The organism is Niastella vici (assembly GCF_002077945.1).
GTDB classification, from domain to species: domain Bacteria; phylum Bacteroidota; class Bacteroidia; order Chitinophagales; family Chitinophagaceae; genus Niastella; species Niastella vici.
In genome coordinates this window covers 288,205-303,827 of record NZ_LVYD01000024.1, presented here as the reverse complement: position 1 = coordinate 303,827, position 15,623 = coordinate 288,205, and the positions used below count along the sequence as shown (strand labels likewise).

Sequence of the window (15,623 nt, the reverse complement as noted above, 5' to 3'; positions counted from 1 at the left end):
CAGGATGTTAATACGGTTCCCTTCCGCCGCCTCCTTCGACAAAAACGATAACGACGTATTGCAGCTGGGTAATACGCCGCTGGCCCGCTACAGAAAAGCCACGGCCGTTGGTAAAAGGACCAGCTTTATCACCGAGCACACTGTTATTTTCGTTTTGCAGGGCCATAAGTACCTGCATTTTGAAGACCATACACATATGGCAGAACCGGGGCAACTGGTGATACTGCAACGCGGCATTTATGCCATGTCGGAATTTGTTCCGGATGGCCTCGATTATGAAGCCCTGTTGATCTTCTTCACCGATGATTTTGCCAGGAAATTCCTGCATACGCATCAGGTCGCAAAAAGCCAGGCGCCTGCAACCGCCACGCACCTTATTGTTCCCAGCAACGAATTGCTCAATGGTTTCAAAACCCAGTTCATGGGTTATTTTGGAAAATCCATGCCCGCCATGGAAAGCATTCTTTACTTAAAGCTGCAGGAACTGATGTTGTTATTGCTGGCCGGTCCGCAGGGAGAACAGGTGCTGGCATTTCTGCAACACATTGCTTTTGGCCAACCGCTCGATATTGATTTCATCGTTCGCAAACATTTATTGCAACCGCTTACCCTCGAAGAACTGGCCAAATTATCGGGGCGTAGCCTGGCTTCGTTTAAACGTGATTTTCAACAACGGTATAACAACTCTCCTAAAAAATGGATCAACGAGCAACGGCTTGAACATGCCCGACTGTTGCTGCAGCATTCCGGTAATAACGTTTCGGAAGTAGCCATGGAATGCGGATTTGAAAATATTCCCCACTTTATCAAAATATTCAAACAACGCTTCGGTTTTACGCCCAATAGTAACCGGGGAAAAGAACCGGCGTTGTCGCCCCTGAATACCCAGCCTGAGATCATTCCCGGTTAAATGTGCAATTATTTGAGCTTTTTACGTTATCATGTTAAACCATGATAAAATAACTTAGCGCATTAAATAAAATCAGATGAAGAAAGTACTATCATTTATTGCAAGCGTCCTACTGGCGGTAAGCGCGCTGGCGCAGGATTCTACCGGCCTGTCGAATCCCGAAAGCGTAACCTCCGATGGACAGTTCCTATATGTATCCAATATTGGCAAGGCCCTTGATCCCACTGCTAAAGATGGGGATGGGTTCATTGCAAAACTTTCGCTTAGTGGGAAGGTAATAACGCCTTCTTTCGCCAAAGCAAAACTGAATGCGCCCAAGGGAACCGCTATCATCCGCAACGTTTTATATGTGGCTGATATTGATCGTGTCATTGGTATTCAACTTTCGACCGGCAATAAAATAACCGATATCAATTTATCAAATAGCGGAACTTCTTTTTTGAACGACCTCGCCGTGAAAGATGATCTCACGTTGTTTGTTTCGGCTACTGATGTTGGAAAGGTATTTGAAGTGAATGTCAGGTCCGGTGCGGTTACGCCAGTGGTCGACGTAAAAGGCGCCAATGGTCTTTGTTACGACAAAGCAAAGAACCTGCTGTACACCTGCAGTTTTGATTTTCAGAATATGCAGGGTGGTGAAATTGGGGTGATAAGCTGGAAGAACTATATCCCTTCGTATGAGAAAGCAGGCGACATTCATGGCGCTTTTGACGGACTGGCCCTGCTCGATGATCATACGTTGATCGTTTCTGACTGGGGCGCCCTGGACCACCCGGCCGGTTTTCTGGAGAAAATTGACCTGAACACTAAAAAGGTCACCAAATACGATTGGCCGGCAATTGCAGGTCCGGCAGATTTCTATTTCGATGCCAAACAAAACCAGGTTATCATTCCTGCTTTGGTTGCAGGTAAATTATTATTCCAGCCATTGTAAGCAATAGAAAATTAAAATAAAAAACCCTGAGCATGGAACACGCTCAGGTTTTTTTATTTATTCACGTTTCACACAATATACACCAGCGCAAAATCCTGCGGGCCATGTGGAATGTTGGAACCCACCACATCGAGGCGCCAGTTGCCGGCCGATGGCTTGGGGAGCGCAATCACTTCTACATTATTCACACTATCCATTTTGGCGGAACTGCTGCCACCCTGGTTGCCCGTATATTTTTTTCCATCGGGCCCCGTCAATATCAGGTTCAGGTTATTCACCAACGAAAGCCCCGGATAATCACTGTATGCCAGCACCACGCGCAACCCCGCAGCGCCTGAAGGTACAGTGAGGGTTGTAGTTTGCACTTCACCGGTATGCAATCCTTTGGTTACATCAGTAAACACTGCTTTAGAACCCTGCGGCGATAGGATGGCATCGAGGTTAACGCGGCCATATCCCTGGTGGTTATCAACCGGCGCGCCATTGGCGGCGGTGGCGGGCAAACGCACGGCACCCGCTATCAGCGTGGCTTTCAGCAAAGCGGCCGATGGCTTGCTGATCTTTTGTTTGGTGCGCAGGTATTCCCTGATGAGCGCAACAGCACCGGCAGTAAGCGGCGTGGCCATACTGGTTCCGCCCATAAAAAAATATTTTTTGCTTGGCGTAAACGGCGCCCAGGCGGTATTGTTGCCGGCGATCATCGTTGACCGGGTCGATAAGATAAAAGTTCCGGGCGCTACCACATCGGGTTTAAAGCGTTTATCGCGGGTAGGGCCGCGGCTGCTGAACGCCACTACCTGGTCGGGCTGATCGGCCATGGGCGCATTCTTGTAAGGCGCCACCGGGTAATCGGTTGGCCACCATTCGCCATACACCTCTTTGTTGAAGTTGATGCGTTTGTTTTCACAGGCGCCAACGGTTATACAATTCTTGGCAGTGGCCGGCGAGGTTACGCTCATGAGGTTGATGTTGCCATCGCCGTCTTTGTCGGTTCCGTCGTTTCCGGCGGCTACCAGCACACAAAAATCTTTATGGTCCCAAATGAACTGATCGAGCTGACGGCTTTGTTCATCGTACTCACCGGGTTTACCGCCGCCCCAGGAATTGGAATGGATGCGCGCGCCTTTTTGATAAGCCTGGCCAAAAAGATCGGTGAGATCGGTGGGTATGCCCGCCAGCAAATACCGGCCATAATCACGCAGATCGTTTGGGTCTTTCCAGTCCAGCTCCTGTTCCACTGCCTGAAAGATCAGTTGGGCATTGTAGGCCAGTCCGCGAATAGGCCCCTGCAAACCGGGCAATCCTTTTGAGCTGGCGCCGCTGCTCAGCACCGATCCGGCAACATGCGTTCCATGACCGCTGTCGAGGTCGGCAGGGCCATCATCAGCGCCGGGGTTGTTGATCCATTGGGCGTAGTCGTGGGTAATAGGATAGCTTTTGAGCCATTTTACCCGTTTTTCAAAATCGGGGTGTATATTTTTAGGATCGCCTGTATCGAGGCCGGTATCGCAAATGCCAATGACCTCACCTTTGCCGCTCAGGCCCAGGCTGCCGTTTGTTTTACCCATACTCTGCTGCGTGCCCATAATGCCCGCCGCCACATCGTTGCTGGGCCGGTTAATGGACCGCTCATTTATTCGCCGCACGCCATGTACGGTTGATAAATTCAGGATGCGGGCCGGTTTATTGGTTTCAACAACCAACAATTTCCCTTTCACATCTTTGGTGAGAATATTGAACCCCAGTTTCTTTACATCAGGCACGGCGCTGGTCACGTCTTTGGGGCCGAAGAATTCAACCGTGTATACACCCTGCATGGTCTTTGTTCGTGGCAGTGTTGCCATCGCAGCGCTTTTCTTACGCGGCGTACCATCGGCTTCTATCTTTTGCAACAACGTTCTTTCAATGCGCGATTCGTAAGGTAAATGTCCGGCCCAGCGTACATACGGTAATGTTATAACCTTTTGCATTTGTTTGGCTGTGGCGCGTACAATGTAGGTGAAGCCGCCGTAGGGATCGCGCAATTCACCGCCTGCTTTTTTTACCCCGCTCAGCCAGGTTTGTTTTATGGGTCCAATGAATTGTACCAGGTAATGGTGTTTGCCTGCGGGGGGCGTCTTTTTATCTTTCCCCGTATAAGCCGGGTGCGCGTTCACTTTACCGGGGCGGGTAAGGCGGGGGATGGAAGTGTCGATTTCACCTTTACCGGTTTTAATACGGTATTCGTCGGTGATGTCTTCGAACAACCAGGATGCGGGCAGCGCCTTCATTTTGTTCGATGGTACTTCGGTCAGTATAAATCCGTCATACTGTTCAATGACCGGATAACCGTTGATGACACCGGTTCGCTCATCACCGGTTGCAAATATTTTCAGGATCCTGTTCATAGAGAATGTGTTAACTGGTTAATGAATAAGTGCAAATGAGATGGTTGGGGTAGGGGAGGGTGAACTACTGAAAAGGTAGCTTATATACAGGAACGAAAAAACAGTATAAAAACGGTTTTTTGGTGCGTACCCTTACGGGAAAGGCGCTGGGTAATGAAGGAGAGCGCTTGTAATTATGAAACCGTTCCATGGTGCAGGTTCCAGGTTTCAGGGGGCCCTTACTTTGAGTTTTGAAGTTTGTGCCCTGTAACCCCGCAGAGCGGGGCAAGCTCTGTATCGTGTAACCTGTAACTGTTTTATTTCACGTTTTCCTAATTCTTCGTTAAACAACTTGCAGAGAAACGTTAAATAAATTCTGGCTCGGTTTTTCCCCTTACAAATAGCGTTCCAATCAAATGCATTTTATGTTTTCTTTACGATGCACACGTTCTCAAATCAATTATTTTTAATTCGTATAAATGATAGCTGTAAACCGTGTAAAACCAGGGAAACCCATGAAGAAAAAATCAGGTGATTTTTTTGCGGCCCTCAAATCAATAATACTTCCGGAAAGCACCGACCAGCGTGCCGCTAACGGTCCGGTCACCAACAATTTTATTTTAAAAGAATTGATGGAGTGTTTTGAGAATTCCTGCAAACGCGAATCTGTTGGTAAAAGTTTATTGTTCAACATGCATTACCTGATCATTCTTCATCCCGAAGTGTATGAAGAACGGTTGCCTTCTCTCCCCGTCATAGTAAAAGAAGCGTTGAAAGCCTTTTACGGCAAACTGAAAACCGCCCGGAAGAATTATGATGAACTGTCGCCCGTGTCGTTTCACTGGCATTTCCGCTTTGCACCCGGCACCGATTTCAACCAGGAAAGAATTTCGGTGGAAGATGTACGGGTCATCGGTATGCTCACCGGTTTGAAGCCCGCCGGCAGTGGCGGCAGCGACCGGCACAATACAGCCAGGGTGACCATGAAATCAAAAGCGACCAATGTTTTTGATAAAATGGATATCAACCTCGACGTGCTGCGTCACCTGCATTTTGCCGAGAACGGCACTTTCACCGTTAAATTCAATCCCGACCTCAGCGTTACCAATGTAGCCGTAACCAATAATGCTACGCAAAGAACGGCCCGCAACGATGCCGGACTGGCTCGCATTGAATACTACACGGCCGATACCAGTAAAGATGCGGTGTACATCATGAAAGATACCGAGATCGTGATCGCCCGTAAAGAACCGGAGAATGTGGGCTACAGCAATTACCTGCTTATTGAATCGGGTTTTGTTTCGAACCCCCATGCCCGTATCAGATGGAATGAATCGCAACAATCATTTCAGATCGCTTCCTTCAGCAACAACGAAACGCGGGTAAATGAAACAGTGATCGGGAAAAGTGAAGCCGGCAGTCCCCGCTGGTTCGATCTGCGTGATAAAAGCCAGGTATTATTGAATGGCATGGTAACGCTTACATTTAAACAGTTGTAAACTACCTATGATCAACACCATCTCATCCATAGCGCTGTTTGTATTTGTGATTATTTTATTATTCAGGCATTTTAAAAACCTGCCACGGTAATATGAAAACTATTTTGATCAGTGGCAATACGCATCCCGGGATGCGGCGGACGGAGAATGAAGATACCTATACCTGCCGCCAGTTATGGTCGCCCGATAAGGCCCTGCTGGTAGTGGTTGATGGGGTAGGTGGGTATGCAGGTGGAAAACGCGCGGCTGCTATTGCCAGGGAATCTATTGACCAGTACATGGATACGCCAAAGGGTGATACGCTCACCATGTTGCGCGAAGCCGTGATCTTTGCCAACAACCGTATTGCCGAAGAGCGTGCACAAAATCCAAAGTTCAGTGAAATGTGTTGTGTACTGACGGCCGCTGTTGCCGATGCTACTACCGGCGCCGTGTATTTTGTTCACGTGGGCGATACCCGTATGTACCGGTATCGTAAAGGCGTTTTACAAAAACTCACCAAAGACCACTCGTTTGTTGGCCTGCGCGAAGATGCCGGTGAAATTACCGAGCGCGAAGCAATGAGCCATCCGCAACGTAACCAGATCCTGCGCGAAGTAGGTTCGGCCATTCACCGCATCGATGATGAAGATTTTATGCAGTATGGTACAGAAGAGCTGTTGCCGGGCGATGGACTGTTGTTGTGCAGTGACGGACTTACCGATATGGTCACGGCCAAAGAAGTTGCCAATATACTGGCTACTACTGCCGCGCTTAATACAAAGGTGAATAACATCATTGCGCTGGCAAACGAAGCGGGCGGGCACGATAATATCACTGTTGTATTATTAAAGAACAACCGCGCCAAACAAACTGCACCCGTCACCAATGGGGTTAAAACAAAAAAAACTGTTAAAGCAAAAACGGAAACAACTACAACGCCTGTTGTTACATCTACAAATAAAGAGCAACCCGATACCAATAATGCTGTTGACGATAATTCCACGCCAAAAACAAAAAAGGCGAGTAACAAATGGATCCGCTGGAACGTATTGGTAGTGGTGCTGCTGGCGGCGAGCTCCTGGTTCTTTTTCTCACAAAACAAATCAACACCCACGACAACTCCCGAAAATAATACTGCCAACAAGAAGCTGCCTGCTGTTGCAGATACAGCTCGCGATCCCCGAAAAATGCCGGCTTCCATTTATAGCGGTGAGCATGCGGCGCCGGCAGGGCCCGTAGCGCTCACGTATGATACCATGCGGTTAACAGCAACAAAGAATATAATGGAGGTGCAGCATTATGCCGACAGTATAAACCATATGTTGCTGGTAATACCGGCTAAAGAAAAGGGCAGTCATTTTGCAGCGCTGGAAATTAACAAATTATCAGGCAGGGCAGGCGACACAATTGTCATCAAAAACCTGCGCCTGAAAGGGTTTGAAACCGGCATCAACGTGCGCTTTCCGGTTCATGTAAAACTGGTGAACACATTTTTTGAAAACGTTAAGTATCCTGTGAGTTACCAGGTTAAACCTGATTCTACAAATAAAAGTCTCTCTGTGCAAATGGTAAAAACAGAGATGCAATAACATATGGCAACATCCATTTTTAGAGAGTATTTTAAAGGATACGAGATCCTGGGTGAAATAGGCAGGGGCAATGCCCGCGTGCTTAAAGCAAGGCACCTGGTTTCGAATAACCTGGTTGCCATCAAGCACTTTGCCTTTAACACCGATGCCGATACCCTGCGCCGTTTCCAGCGCGAATCGGAGATCATGAAATCGATCCAGCATGATCACATCGTCAAGATCGTAGATGTACACCTCGATGCAGAGCTGCCCTATATTGTTATGCAACTCATTGAGGGCGGTGATGTACGCCGCCTGTTGAAAGAACGCGGCACACTGGAAGTAGATACGGTGATACAGCTGGCGCAACACATGACCGATGCGCTGGATGCCATTCACGCAAAAGGCGTGGTGCACCGCGACATAAAACCCGAGAACATCATGTACCGCCGCATGCCCAATGGCGAGCTGCATTTTTTGCTCACCGATTTTGGTATTGCCAAGTTGCGCGAACAAACCAACACGGTAACCGGTTCTTCCATGCTTACGTATGAGTATGCTTCGCCCGAGCAGTTCAGCCAGGCAAGAACCGTGTCAACGCCTACCGATTACTATTCATTAGGTATTGTACTGTATGAATGTTTAACCGGCAAAGTGCCATTTGCCTATAATGATGAAGACCTGTTGTGGCATATAAACCGGGTAATTGAATGTCCTATACCCGAGCCCGCATTACCGGCCGATCGCTATTTGCCGCCCAGTTTGTTGCAGTTGTTGCATGGGTTAACGGCCAAGCAGGCGGTGCACCGGTTGAGCGATACTGCGCATGTGCGGCAATTGTTGCAGCAGGCTGCGCTGGAAAATGCACAAAGCCGGTTCCGCAAACCGGCAACCGCCAACAAAACAAAAAAGCTTACCCAGGTATTCAACAAACCGGTGGCAGTGCCGAAAGCGGTGGCGGGTAAAAAGAAGGAAGTCGTTTTCACCATCCTGGGTGTGTTGCTGTTCAGCGCTTTCATGATGGGCATGTGGGCCGTATTCCCGAACAAGCCCGGCCGGCCCAATGAAGAAGAACAGGCTGCTGCTACGGTGCTGCCGGTTGATTCCGTTTCCGTTGCCCAGGCAAGTCACAGAACACACGTTGCGCAAGGGAAACCATTGATAACCCCGGTGGTGAATGCCGCGCCGCATCCTAATGTTATTGCTGCCGTGCAAACCCCCGCGCAGCGCGATGCAGGCGTTACATTGCAGAACGGGATGTACTATGATGATTTCAGCGATGATGCCGACAGCATTTGGGAAACCGGTAAAGATGAGAACAGTATATTCAAATTCGACCATGGTAAATACGTCATCAAAGGGTTAACGGATAGCCTGACCTATCATTCTACCGTAAAATTTGATCTGGACATTCAAAAGAATTTCAGCATCTCAGCCAGCGCCACGCAATGGGGCAATGAACCCGATGAAGCGTATGGGATCAACTTTTGCGGCAATACCGACATTGACGCCTATTACGTTTATTACATTACGGCCAGCGGCTATTATGCCATTGGTTCCATCACCAACGGCGACTGGCAACCGATCGTGAACTGGACGCACACTTCCAATATTCGTCCGGATAATGAAATGAATACATTGTCAATAGAAAAAAGGAATAACTCGATATTTTTTTACATAAATGATAAGGTGGAGAATGTGTTGCCCTTTACCGGCGGCTATGGAAATTGTTTTGGCCTGCGGGTAGATGGTGCACAAACGGTAGCTTTTGACCAGTTGATCGTGAAAGGATCCAGGTAATAGGCTGTGGCAATCCTGAAACAATAAACTGCAAAAGCGAATGTTGCTGTTACCGGTTGCCGGTTCCCGGTCGCCAGGCAAAAAATTTAGAGAACCAGATTACTTGTAGAGTGCTCGAAATGGAAGTCCTGGTAACCAGTAACTGGTAACTGGCAACCAGTAAACAAACATAAGTAACGAAAATGGAAATTCCCCCGAAAAATATTCATAGAAGTAACATAGAAGCCTGGATACTACTTTCAGGCGCTGCCGTATTGATGCTCGTGTTGTTTGTAAAATTATTCCTTACACTCACACCAGCCCTTACCCGGGCCAATGTAGCATTGAAAACCGGCCGGGCCATAAAGCTGGAAGCCGGCATGAATAAAGACTCGCTGAGAAAGATCATTGCCGGGGGCAATTATTTTACCGATGACCGTGATGTGAGCATGCTGGTTGATTCCTTATCGATGCGGCTCATAACGCTCGAAGGGGTCGATAACCTCGGCGCCATCAATAAGGGGGCATTTGGGGTGGCTGCGCCCACAGCCTGGAAAGCGCCCGGTGCCGGGGTCGATTTTCAGGGCCGGTTGGAAGCCTCGCGGCAACGGCTGGGTTTTGATTCGGTGTTGTACCAGAAAGAATTGAGCGACCCTGTTAATTATCCCGCCACCGTAAATGTATCAACCGGTAGCTATGAAATGGGCGGCCGCATTTTGTTCCAGGGCGAACCCATGCCCGGTACACTGGTGCAATTGCGCGAACATATTGCCACGCTCGAGGAGGATTCGCTGACAGATCATGTGGTGTATGCACGCACCGGCTCCAACGGCGAATTTCATTTCACCGGTCTCATCCAGGATTCTGGTTATAGTGTATTGCCCCTGAAACCCGGTTATGAATTTGGTGCGCGGCAGGGGAGTGCGCGGCTCGCAAAGAACAAATTCTATACCTTCAACGGCAAACCGCATAAGATCAGGTTAATAGGCCCTATTGCCTATGCACAGCTCAAGGAAGACGGCGTACTACTGGTTAGAACGCCTGAAGAATTCACTACTTCTTACTGGCTCATTGCCGGTGGTTGTATCCTCGCTTTCTTTTTCGCTCATATCATTTTATGGTTGCGGAGAAAACAGCCTGATATTTTTATTTTACCGTTGCTGCTGATCCTCTGCTGCATTTCGGTGTTGTTGTTATTCAGTATTCAAAACCCGCTTACCGATACCCTGCATGCCGCTCAGGCTTTGCAGGGCGTTCTTATTGGGTTGACCGGGTTTGTTGTTTTTGCGTTGATCGATATCCGTAAATTATATACCCGCTGGTGGTTCGATGCCCTGTTCAATTTCAGAAAGAAGAGTGTATATGCCCTTCGCGGGTGGACGTGGCTGGCCCTTGCCGTTGGTATGGCGCTGTTGACGCTGTTGGTTGGAACCGGGCCCGAAGGAAGCGGCGTGAAAGTGAATATTCAACTGGGTGGTTTTACCTTTCAACCCAGCGAGATCACCAAATACCTGTTGCTGTTGTTCCTGGCCGGTTTCTTTGCGGCCAATGAAGAGAACATCCGCAATTTATCGGACATCCGCTGGCGTTTTCAGGTAAGCATGGGCGTGCTATTGGGCACAGGCCTGTTGCTGGTGTTGTACCTGTTAATGGGCGACATGGGGCCGGCCATGGTAATGTGTTTTACATTCCTGTTTTTCTATAGCATTGCAAGAGGTAATTTACTACTGACCGTGTTAGCAGGAGTGTTATACTGTGTATTGTTATCACTGATACCCGGCTGGCTGGCCACTGCCATCAGTTTTGTGGCGGTTATACTCACCATGATCATTCAACGCCAGGTGAAAACAGTGAAATGGTATGGTACGCTGGCCGTGCTGGCCGATGCACCGGTAATTGTATTGCTGGTTATCGCGGCATTTGCATTTGGCGATCAGTTGCCGGGTATTGGCGACCGCCTCGCCGATCGCAAGGCCATGTGGCAAAGCCAGTGGGATAATGACGTTTTTGGCGGCGACCACCTGGCGCACAGTTACTGGACGCTTGCCTCGGGCGGACTTACCGGTCAGGGCCCCGGCCGCGGTTTTCCGAATACCATGCCCGCCGCACATACTGATATGATATTGCCAAGTATTGGGGAAGAACTCGGCTGGCTGGGACTGGTAGCAGTTTTCGCCCTGTTCGGCATCCTGATACACCGGTCTTTTTTGCATGCCCGCCGCGCAGGGCAGCCATTCAGTTTTTATTTATGCGCCGGTATTGCCATTGCCACCGGCATACAATTCCTGTTGATTGCCGGCGGTTCTATCGGTCTGTTACCGCTTACCGGTGTTACGGTCCCTTTCCTGAGTTATGGAAAGATCTCGCTTATTGTAAACCTCGCGGCCATGGGTATTGTGGCCGGTATTTCATCGCGGCCCGGCTTGCCCATTCAAACCGAACACCTGCGTAAATACTATGATTTTGTACTGGGCACGGGCATCCTGTTCTTTTTGAGCGGCATAGCCGTTTTAATGGTGAAGCTGTACCAGGTGCAGGTGGTGCATGCTAAAGAAATACTGGTTAAACCGGCGCGTGTTATAAACCGCAACGGGTTACCGATCTATAGTTACAATCCACGTATCGATAAGCTCACGCGCGTGCTGGCCGCCGGTTCTATATACGACCGTAATGGCCTGGTGATCGCTACCAGCGAGCCCGGTACCATTAAGCGCCAAATGAATGACTATCTCGCTGCCGGGGTAGACACCCTGCAATTGCAAAACCTGATGCAGAAAAGGGTAGTGCGTTTTTATCCCTTTGAGGAAGACCTGTTCTTCTGGACGGGCGATTACAATACCCGGTTGTTCTGGGGGCAGGGCAATGGCTATTTTGCCGAGGCGCGTCACCTTACTTCGTTGCGGGGCTATGCAACCAGTCCGGAAAAGCGTGATTATGTAAGCACCGAATACCGGCCCGATAAATTTACCCGGCCGGTGCAAAAGACGATCAAACTGGTAAGCTATGATTATTCACCGCTGGTGGAAAGCCTGCAATCGGGCATTGACACCACCAATGCAGCGGTACGAAAAATAAAACACAAAGACCGCGATATTTATTTAACGCTCGATGCGGCCCTGCAGAAAGAGATCCAGGATTCGTTGCACAAAAGCAGTTTCAAAAATGACCGGATAGCTGTGGTGGTGTTGGATGCCGGAACCGGCGAACTGCTGGCTTCTGCATTGAACCCATTGCCCAATTTGCAAATGCCCGATCTGATGCTGCTCCCGGATCGTGAAAGAAATAAACTGCCCAAACCGGTCACCGATCGCGATCTGGGTATGACGTATGCCACCGCGCCCGGTTCAACCGCCAAGATCCTCACCGGTATGGCGGCCATGAACAAAATGGGGCTTGATGCCACTAAAGTAAAATACCGCGACATTTATCGCAACGAGATCTTTCGCGATAATCCAACCGAGCAGGAGCCATTTATTCCCAAGGTGAATTATGTCGACATGCATGAGGCCATCGTGAATTCGAGCAATATCTTTTTCATTCGCATGGCCAATGAGAATAACCTCGAAGACCAGATGGCGGCGTTGTACCAGGCAACGGGTATGAACGTTAGCCAGCGTGGTGGGTACGATTTTGCGCCCTCGTTGAATAAAGAGAAAGCATCGGAAGACCTGGCCTTCTGGCGCAAGGAAGTGATGAACCATGACCGCCGGGCGTATAACAATCCGAGGTTGCAGGGTACCAAGAACCGGTATCGCAGTCCGTTCTCGGGGCTGGCCTGGGGGCAAAGTACGCTTACCGCCACACCGGCATCGATGGCGCGCATGGCCGGCGCCATTGCCAACAACGGCGTTATGATGCCCACGCGGTATCTTTTGAAAGAAGCGGGTGTAAACGAGCCGCCCGCCTCAGGTGTTGAAATAAGCGAGGACACCGCCTATGCAGGTGTCCTTACGCGCTATATGATCGATCAAAGTAATCAGCCGGGCAAACAAAAGATAAAGAATATAGTGGTAGCGGGTAAATCGGGTACGCCTGAGCGGGTGATCAATGGTGAAATAGAATCGGATGGATGGTATGTGTTCTTTGCGCCCACGCCCGATCACAGGTCGCGCACCGTAACCTGTATAAGAATAGAGCGGGGGAAAGGATCGGGCAATGCGGTACTGGTAGCCAATGCCATTGCCAAAGTGTTGGAGAAACGGGGATATATAGTGTCGTTTTAGTTTTGAAGAAAAGTTTTGGAGGCCGGGGAGCGTCAGTTACAGGTTGAAGGGGACCAGTTACCGGTTACCGGTTACCAGTTACCGGTTACCAGTTACCAGTTACCGGGGTTTATATTCCGAAGTTTCCGATTTTTTATTCGAAACTCCGAAATTCAAGGCCCGGCAACCGGAATCCGGCAACTGGTAACTGCTCAATATTTATCAGCAGCTGCAATTAAAGTCAATAAATAATTATAACCGCGATGAAAAACTTTTTTAAACGGTGGCTCACCAACCCCACACCGGTTGCACCTGAGCAAAGCGATGCGCCGCCAGCCACCGGTAATGGGCAGCCGGTATTATCAATTCCGGCCACGCGGGCCAAGCGCGAAGAGATCGTGCGTTTTATCATCAATGGGTTAAAACCCTATATTGATGAAAAGGGGCATACCATTGCCGGTTTGCGTTTGTATGTGGTTTGTAATAACAAGGAGCTGGAAGAAACCCTGCAGGTGGCCCTGTGCAGCGATGTGCCGGGAATGTTCCAGAAAGAACACCTGGAACGCAAGCTGGTGAACAATTTTATTCAACTGGCCGGGGACTGGTTCTTTGAACATCACCTGGTAAAAGATAAACTGCCCGACTATTGTATTAGCCATGGCACCATGGGCCTCGAAGTGATCAGGCGGGGGCAGGATTTTGTGCAGCAATACTCTGTTGCGCGCCTGCAGGTGCTGAAAGGAAAAACGGAATTGCCCGAATACGAATTGAATCCACAACAGCAATTGAAATTCAATATTGGCCGAACGAAGAACCCGCAGTTAACGACCGGGAAGATCCATACCAATGATATTGTTTTCTGGGGGCAGGATGATCCGGCCTTCGATGCGCAAACAGGCGCCGCCAATTTGCATGTGAGCCGCAACCATGCCTATATTCAGTATAATCCGCAGTTAGACAAATTCTTTCTTTTCCCCGACAAGGGCGGGTTGCCCGAGAATGGTAACAAAACGAGGATCTACACGGCCGATGATAAAGTGAAGTCGTTGAATGTGCCGGGTGTATCGCATGAGCTGCAGGATGGTGATCAGATCGAACTTGGTGGATCTGCTATTTTAGTGTTTATGAAGGGGAAATAAGAGACAGAAGTAAGAAGTAAGAAGTAAGAAGTAAGAAGTAAGAAGTAAGAAGTAAGAAGTAAGAAGTAAGAAGTAAGAAGTAAGAAGTAAGAAGTAAGAAGTAAGAAGTAAGAAGTAAGAAGTAAGAAGTAAGAAGTAAGAAGTAAGAAGTAAGAAGTAAGAAGTAAGAAGTAAGAAGTAAGAAGTAAGAAGTAAGAAGTAAGAAGTAAGAAGTAAGAAGTAAGAAGTAAGAAGTAAGAAGTAAGAAGTAAGAAGTAAGAAGTAAGAAGTAAGAAGTAAGAAGTAAGAAGTAAGAAGTAAGAAGTAAGAAGTAAGAAGTAAGAAGTAAGAAGTAAGAAGTAAGAAGTAAGAAGTAAGAAGTAAGAAGTAAGAAGTAAGAAGTAAGAAGTAAGAAGTAAGAAGTAAGAAGTAAGAAGTAAGAAGTAAGAAGTAAGAAGTAAGAAGTAAGAAGTAAGAAGTAAGAAGTAAGAAGTAAGAAGTAAGAAGTAAGAAGTAAGAAGTATGAAGTAAGAAGTATGAAGTAAGAAGTATGAAATACAAATACAGAAATAAGAAGTAGGAAGGAATCGGGAGGCTGAAAATAGTGACTTTTCTTACTTCCTACCTCTTACTTCCTACTTCGTAATCCTAAAAACCTCAAAAGATTCATTTAATAAAAGAAGCCGCTTACTTACTTTTCGCGCAATGCTCTTGCACACGCCGCCGTATCAAAGCTATCGCGGAAATGAACCACCTGTTCGTCATCGTTGAATTCCCAGGTCATACACCAGAAGGAAGAAAAACGTTTGTTGGTGTTGCGGGCTACCGCATTGAAATTGCCACTGGCAATTACTATGTTGCCATTTTCAAGAATGTGTTCGCAGGTAAGATCTGTGAAATCGACCGCCTCTCCCATTTTGCCAAAGAAATTTTGTACATCATTCGGTCCATGATAAATGCCGCTGAATGGGACATCAGCTCCGCCCATAACTTCCCATATGCAGTCAGTGCTCAGGCAATCGGTAATAAATTTCAGGTCACGGCGATTGAAGGCATCATACATTTGATTTACTTTCTGGCCAAGGTGAACTAGCGTTTCCATAAACGATTTTTTTTTGAGTGATTAAATGGCTTTAATACAATTTCAAAAGGAGTGCGGGGCTGTTCCTTCGGTGGTTCATGGTGTGCGGGAGAGCACGACTAATTCAATAAGAAAAGATTGGGATAAGATGGAAAGGAGCGTTTATAAATTTACTACAATAAAA

9 protein-coding genes are annotated in these 15,623 nt (G+C 48.2%); 7 read left to right on the top strand and 2 right to left on the bottom strand.

The features are described from left to right. Window positions 1-4 precede the first annotated feature (4 nt). A complete protein-coding gene (locus A3860_RS08835; RefSeq protein ID WP_081146209.1) occupies window positions 5-910 on the top strand; it encodes a helix-turn-helix transcriptional regulator in 906 nt (301 codons plus the stop codon). 76 nt (window positions 911-986) lie between these two features. Continuing rightward, window positions 987-1,844, top strand: coding sequence for an NHL repeat-containing protein (locus A3860_RS08830; protein ID WP_081146207.1), 858 nt, complete (start codon window positions 987-989; stop codon window positions 1,842-1,844). A 68-nt stretch (window positions 1,845-1,912) separates the two neighbouring features. Here A3860_RS08830 and A3860_RS08825 read toward each other — a convergent pair whose 3' ends face one another. Beyond that, on the bottom strand, window positions 1,913-4,231 hold the full coding sequence (locus A3860_RS08825; RefSeq protein WP_081146205.1) for a S8 family serine peptidase: 2,319 nt from the start codon (window positions 4,229-4,231) through the stop codon (window positions 1,913-1,915). A 494-nt stretch (window positions 4,232-4,725) separates the two neighbouring features. Between A3860_RS08825 and A3860_RS08815 the strand changes: the two genes are divergently transcribed. From A3860_RS08815 to A3860_RS08795, 5 genes are all read left to right on the top strand, one after another. Beyond that, on the top strand, window positions 4,726-5,709 hold the full coding sequence (locus A3860_RS08815) for an FHA domain-containing protein (RefSeq protein ID WP_143774013.1): 984 nt from the start codon (window positions 4,726-4,728) through the stop codon (window positions 5,707-5,709). Between the two features lie 92 nt (window positions 5,710-5,801). Further along, window positions 5,802-7,280 (top strand): PP2C family protein-serine/threonine phosphatase, encoded by a 1,479-nt coding sequence (locus tag A3860_RS08810; protein WP_081146199.1) that lies wholly within the window; start codon window positions 5,802-5,804, stop codon window positions 7,278-7,280. 3 nt (window positions 7,281-7,283) lie between these two features. Further along, on the top strand, window positions 7,284-9,059 hold the full coding sequence (locus A3860_RS08805; protein ID WP_081146197.1) for a serine/threonine-protein kinase: 1,776 nt from the start codon (window positions 7,284-7,286) through the stop codon (window positions 9,057-9,059). A gap of 182 nt (window positions 9,060-9,241) precedes the next feature. Next, window positions 9,242-13,261, top strand: a complete 4,020-nt coding sequence (locus A3860_RS08800) for an FtsW/RodA/SpoVE family cell cycle protein (RefSeq protein WP_081146196.1) — start codon at window positions 9,242-9,244, stop codon at window positions 13,259-13,261. Window positions 13,262-13,503: 242 nt separating this feature from the next. Next, window positions 13,504-14,379, top strand: coding sequence for an FHA domain-containing protein (locus A3860_RS08795; protein ID WP_081146194.1), 876 nt, complete (start codon window positions 13,504-13,506; stop codon window positions 14,377-14,379). Window positions 14,380-15,049: 670 nt separating this feature from the next. Here the strand turns inward: A3860_RS08795 and A3860_RS08780 are convergent. After that, window positions 15,050-15,460 (bottom strand): nuclear transport factor 2 family protein, encoded by a 411-nt coding sequence (locus A3860_RS08780; RefSeq protein WP_081146193.1) that lies wholly within the window; start codon window positions 15,458-15,460, stop codon window positions 15,050-15,052. Window positions 15,461-15,623 lie beyond the last annotated feature (163 nt).

Coding starts and splice junctions, on each gene's coding strand:
- A3860_RS08795 (WP_081146194.1), top strand. CDS start 13,504: ATGAAAAACTTTTTTAAACGGTGGCTCACCAACCCCACACCGGTTGCA.
- A3860_RS08805 (WP_081146197.1), top strand. CDS start 7,284: ATGGCAACATCCATTTTTAGAGAGTATTTTAAAGGATACGAGATCCTG.
- A3860_RS08835 (WP_081146209.1), top strand. CDS start 5: ATGTTAATACGGTTCCCTTCCGCCGCCTCCTTCGACAAAAACGATAAC.
- A3860_RS08825 (WP_081146205.1), bottom strand. CDS start 4,231: ATGAACAGGATCCTGAAAATATTTGCAACCGGTGATGAGCGAACCGGT.
- A3860_RS08830 (WP_081146207.1), top strand. CDS start 987: ATGAAGAAAGTACTATCATTTATTGCAAGCGTCCTACTGGCGGTAAGC.
- A3860_RS08810 (WP_081146199.1), top strand. CDS start 5,802: ATGAAAACTATTTTGATCAGTGGCAATACGCATCCCGGGATGCGGCGG.
- A3860_RS08780 (WP_081146193.1), bottom strand. CDS start 15,460: ATGGAAACGCTAGTTCACCTTGGCCAGAAAGTAAATCAAATGTATGAT.
- A3860_RS08800 (WP_081146196.1), top strand. CDS start 9,242: ATGGAAATTCCCCCGAAAAATATTCATAGAAGTAACATAGAAGCCTGG.
- A3860_RS08815 (WP_143774013.1), top strand. CDS start 4,726: ATGAAGAAAAAATCAGGTGATTTTTTTGCGGCCCTCAAATCAATAATA.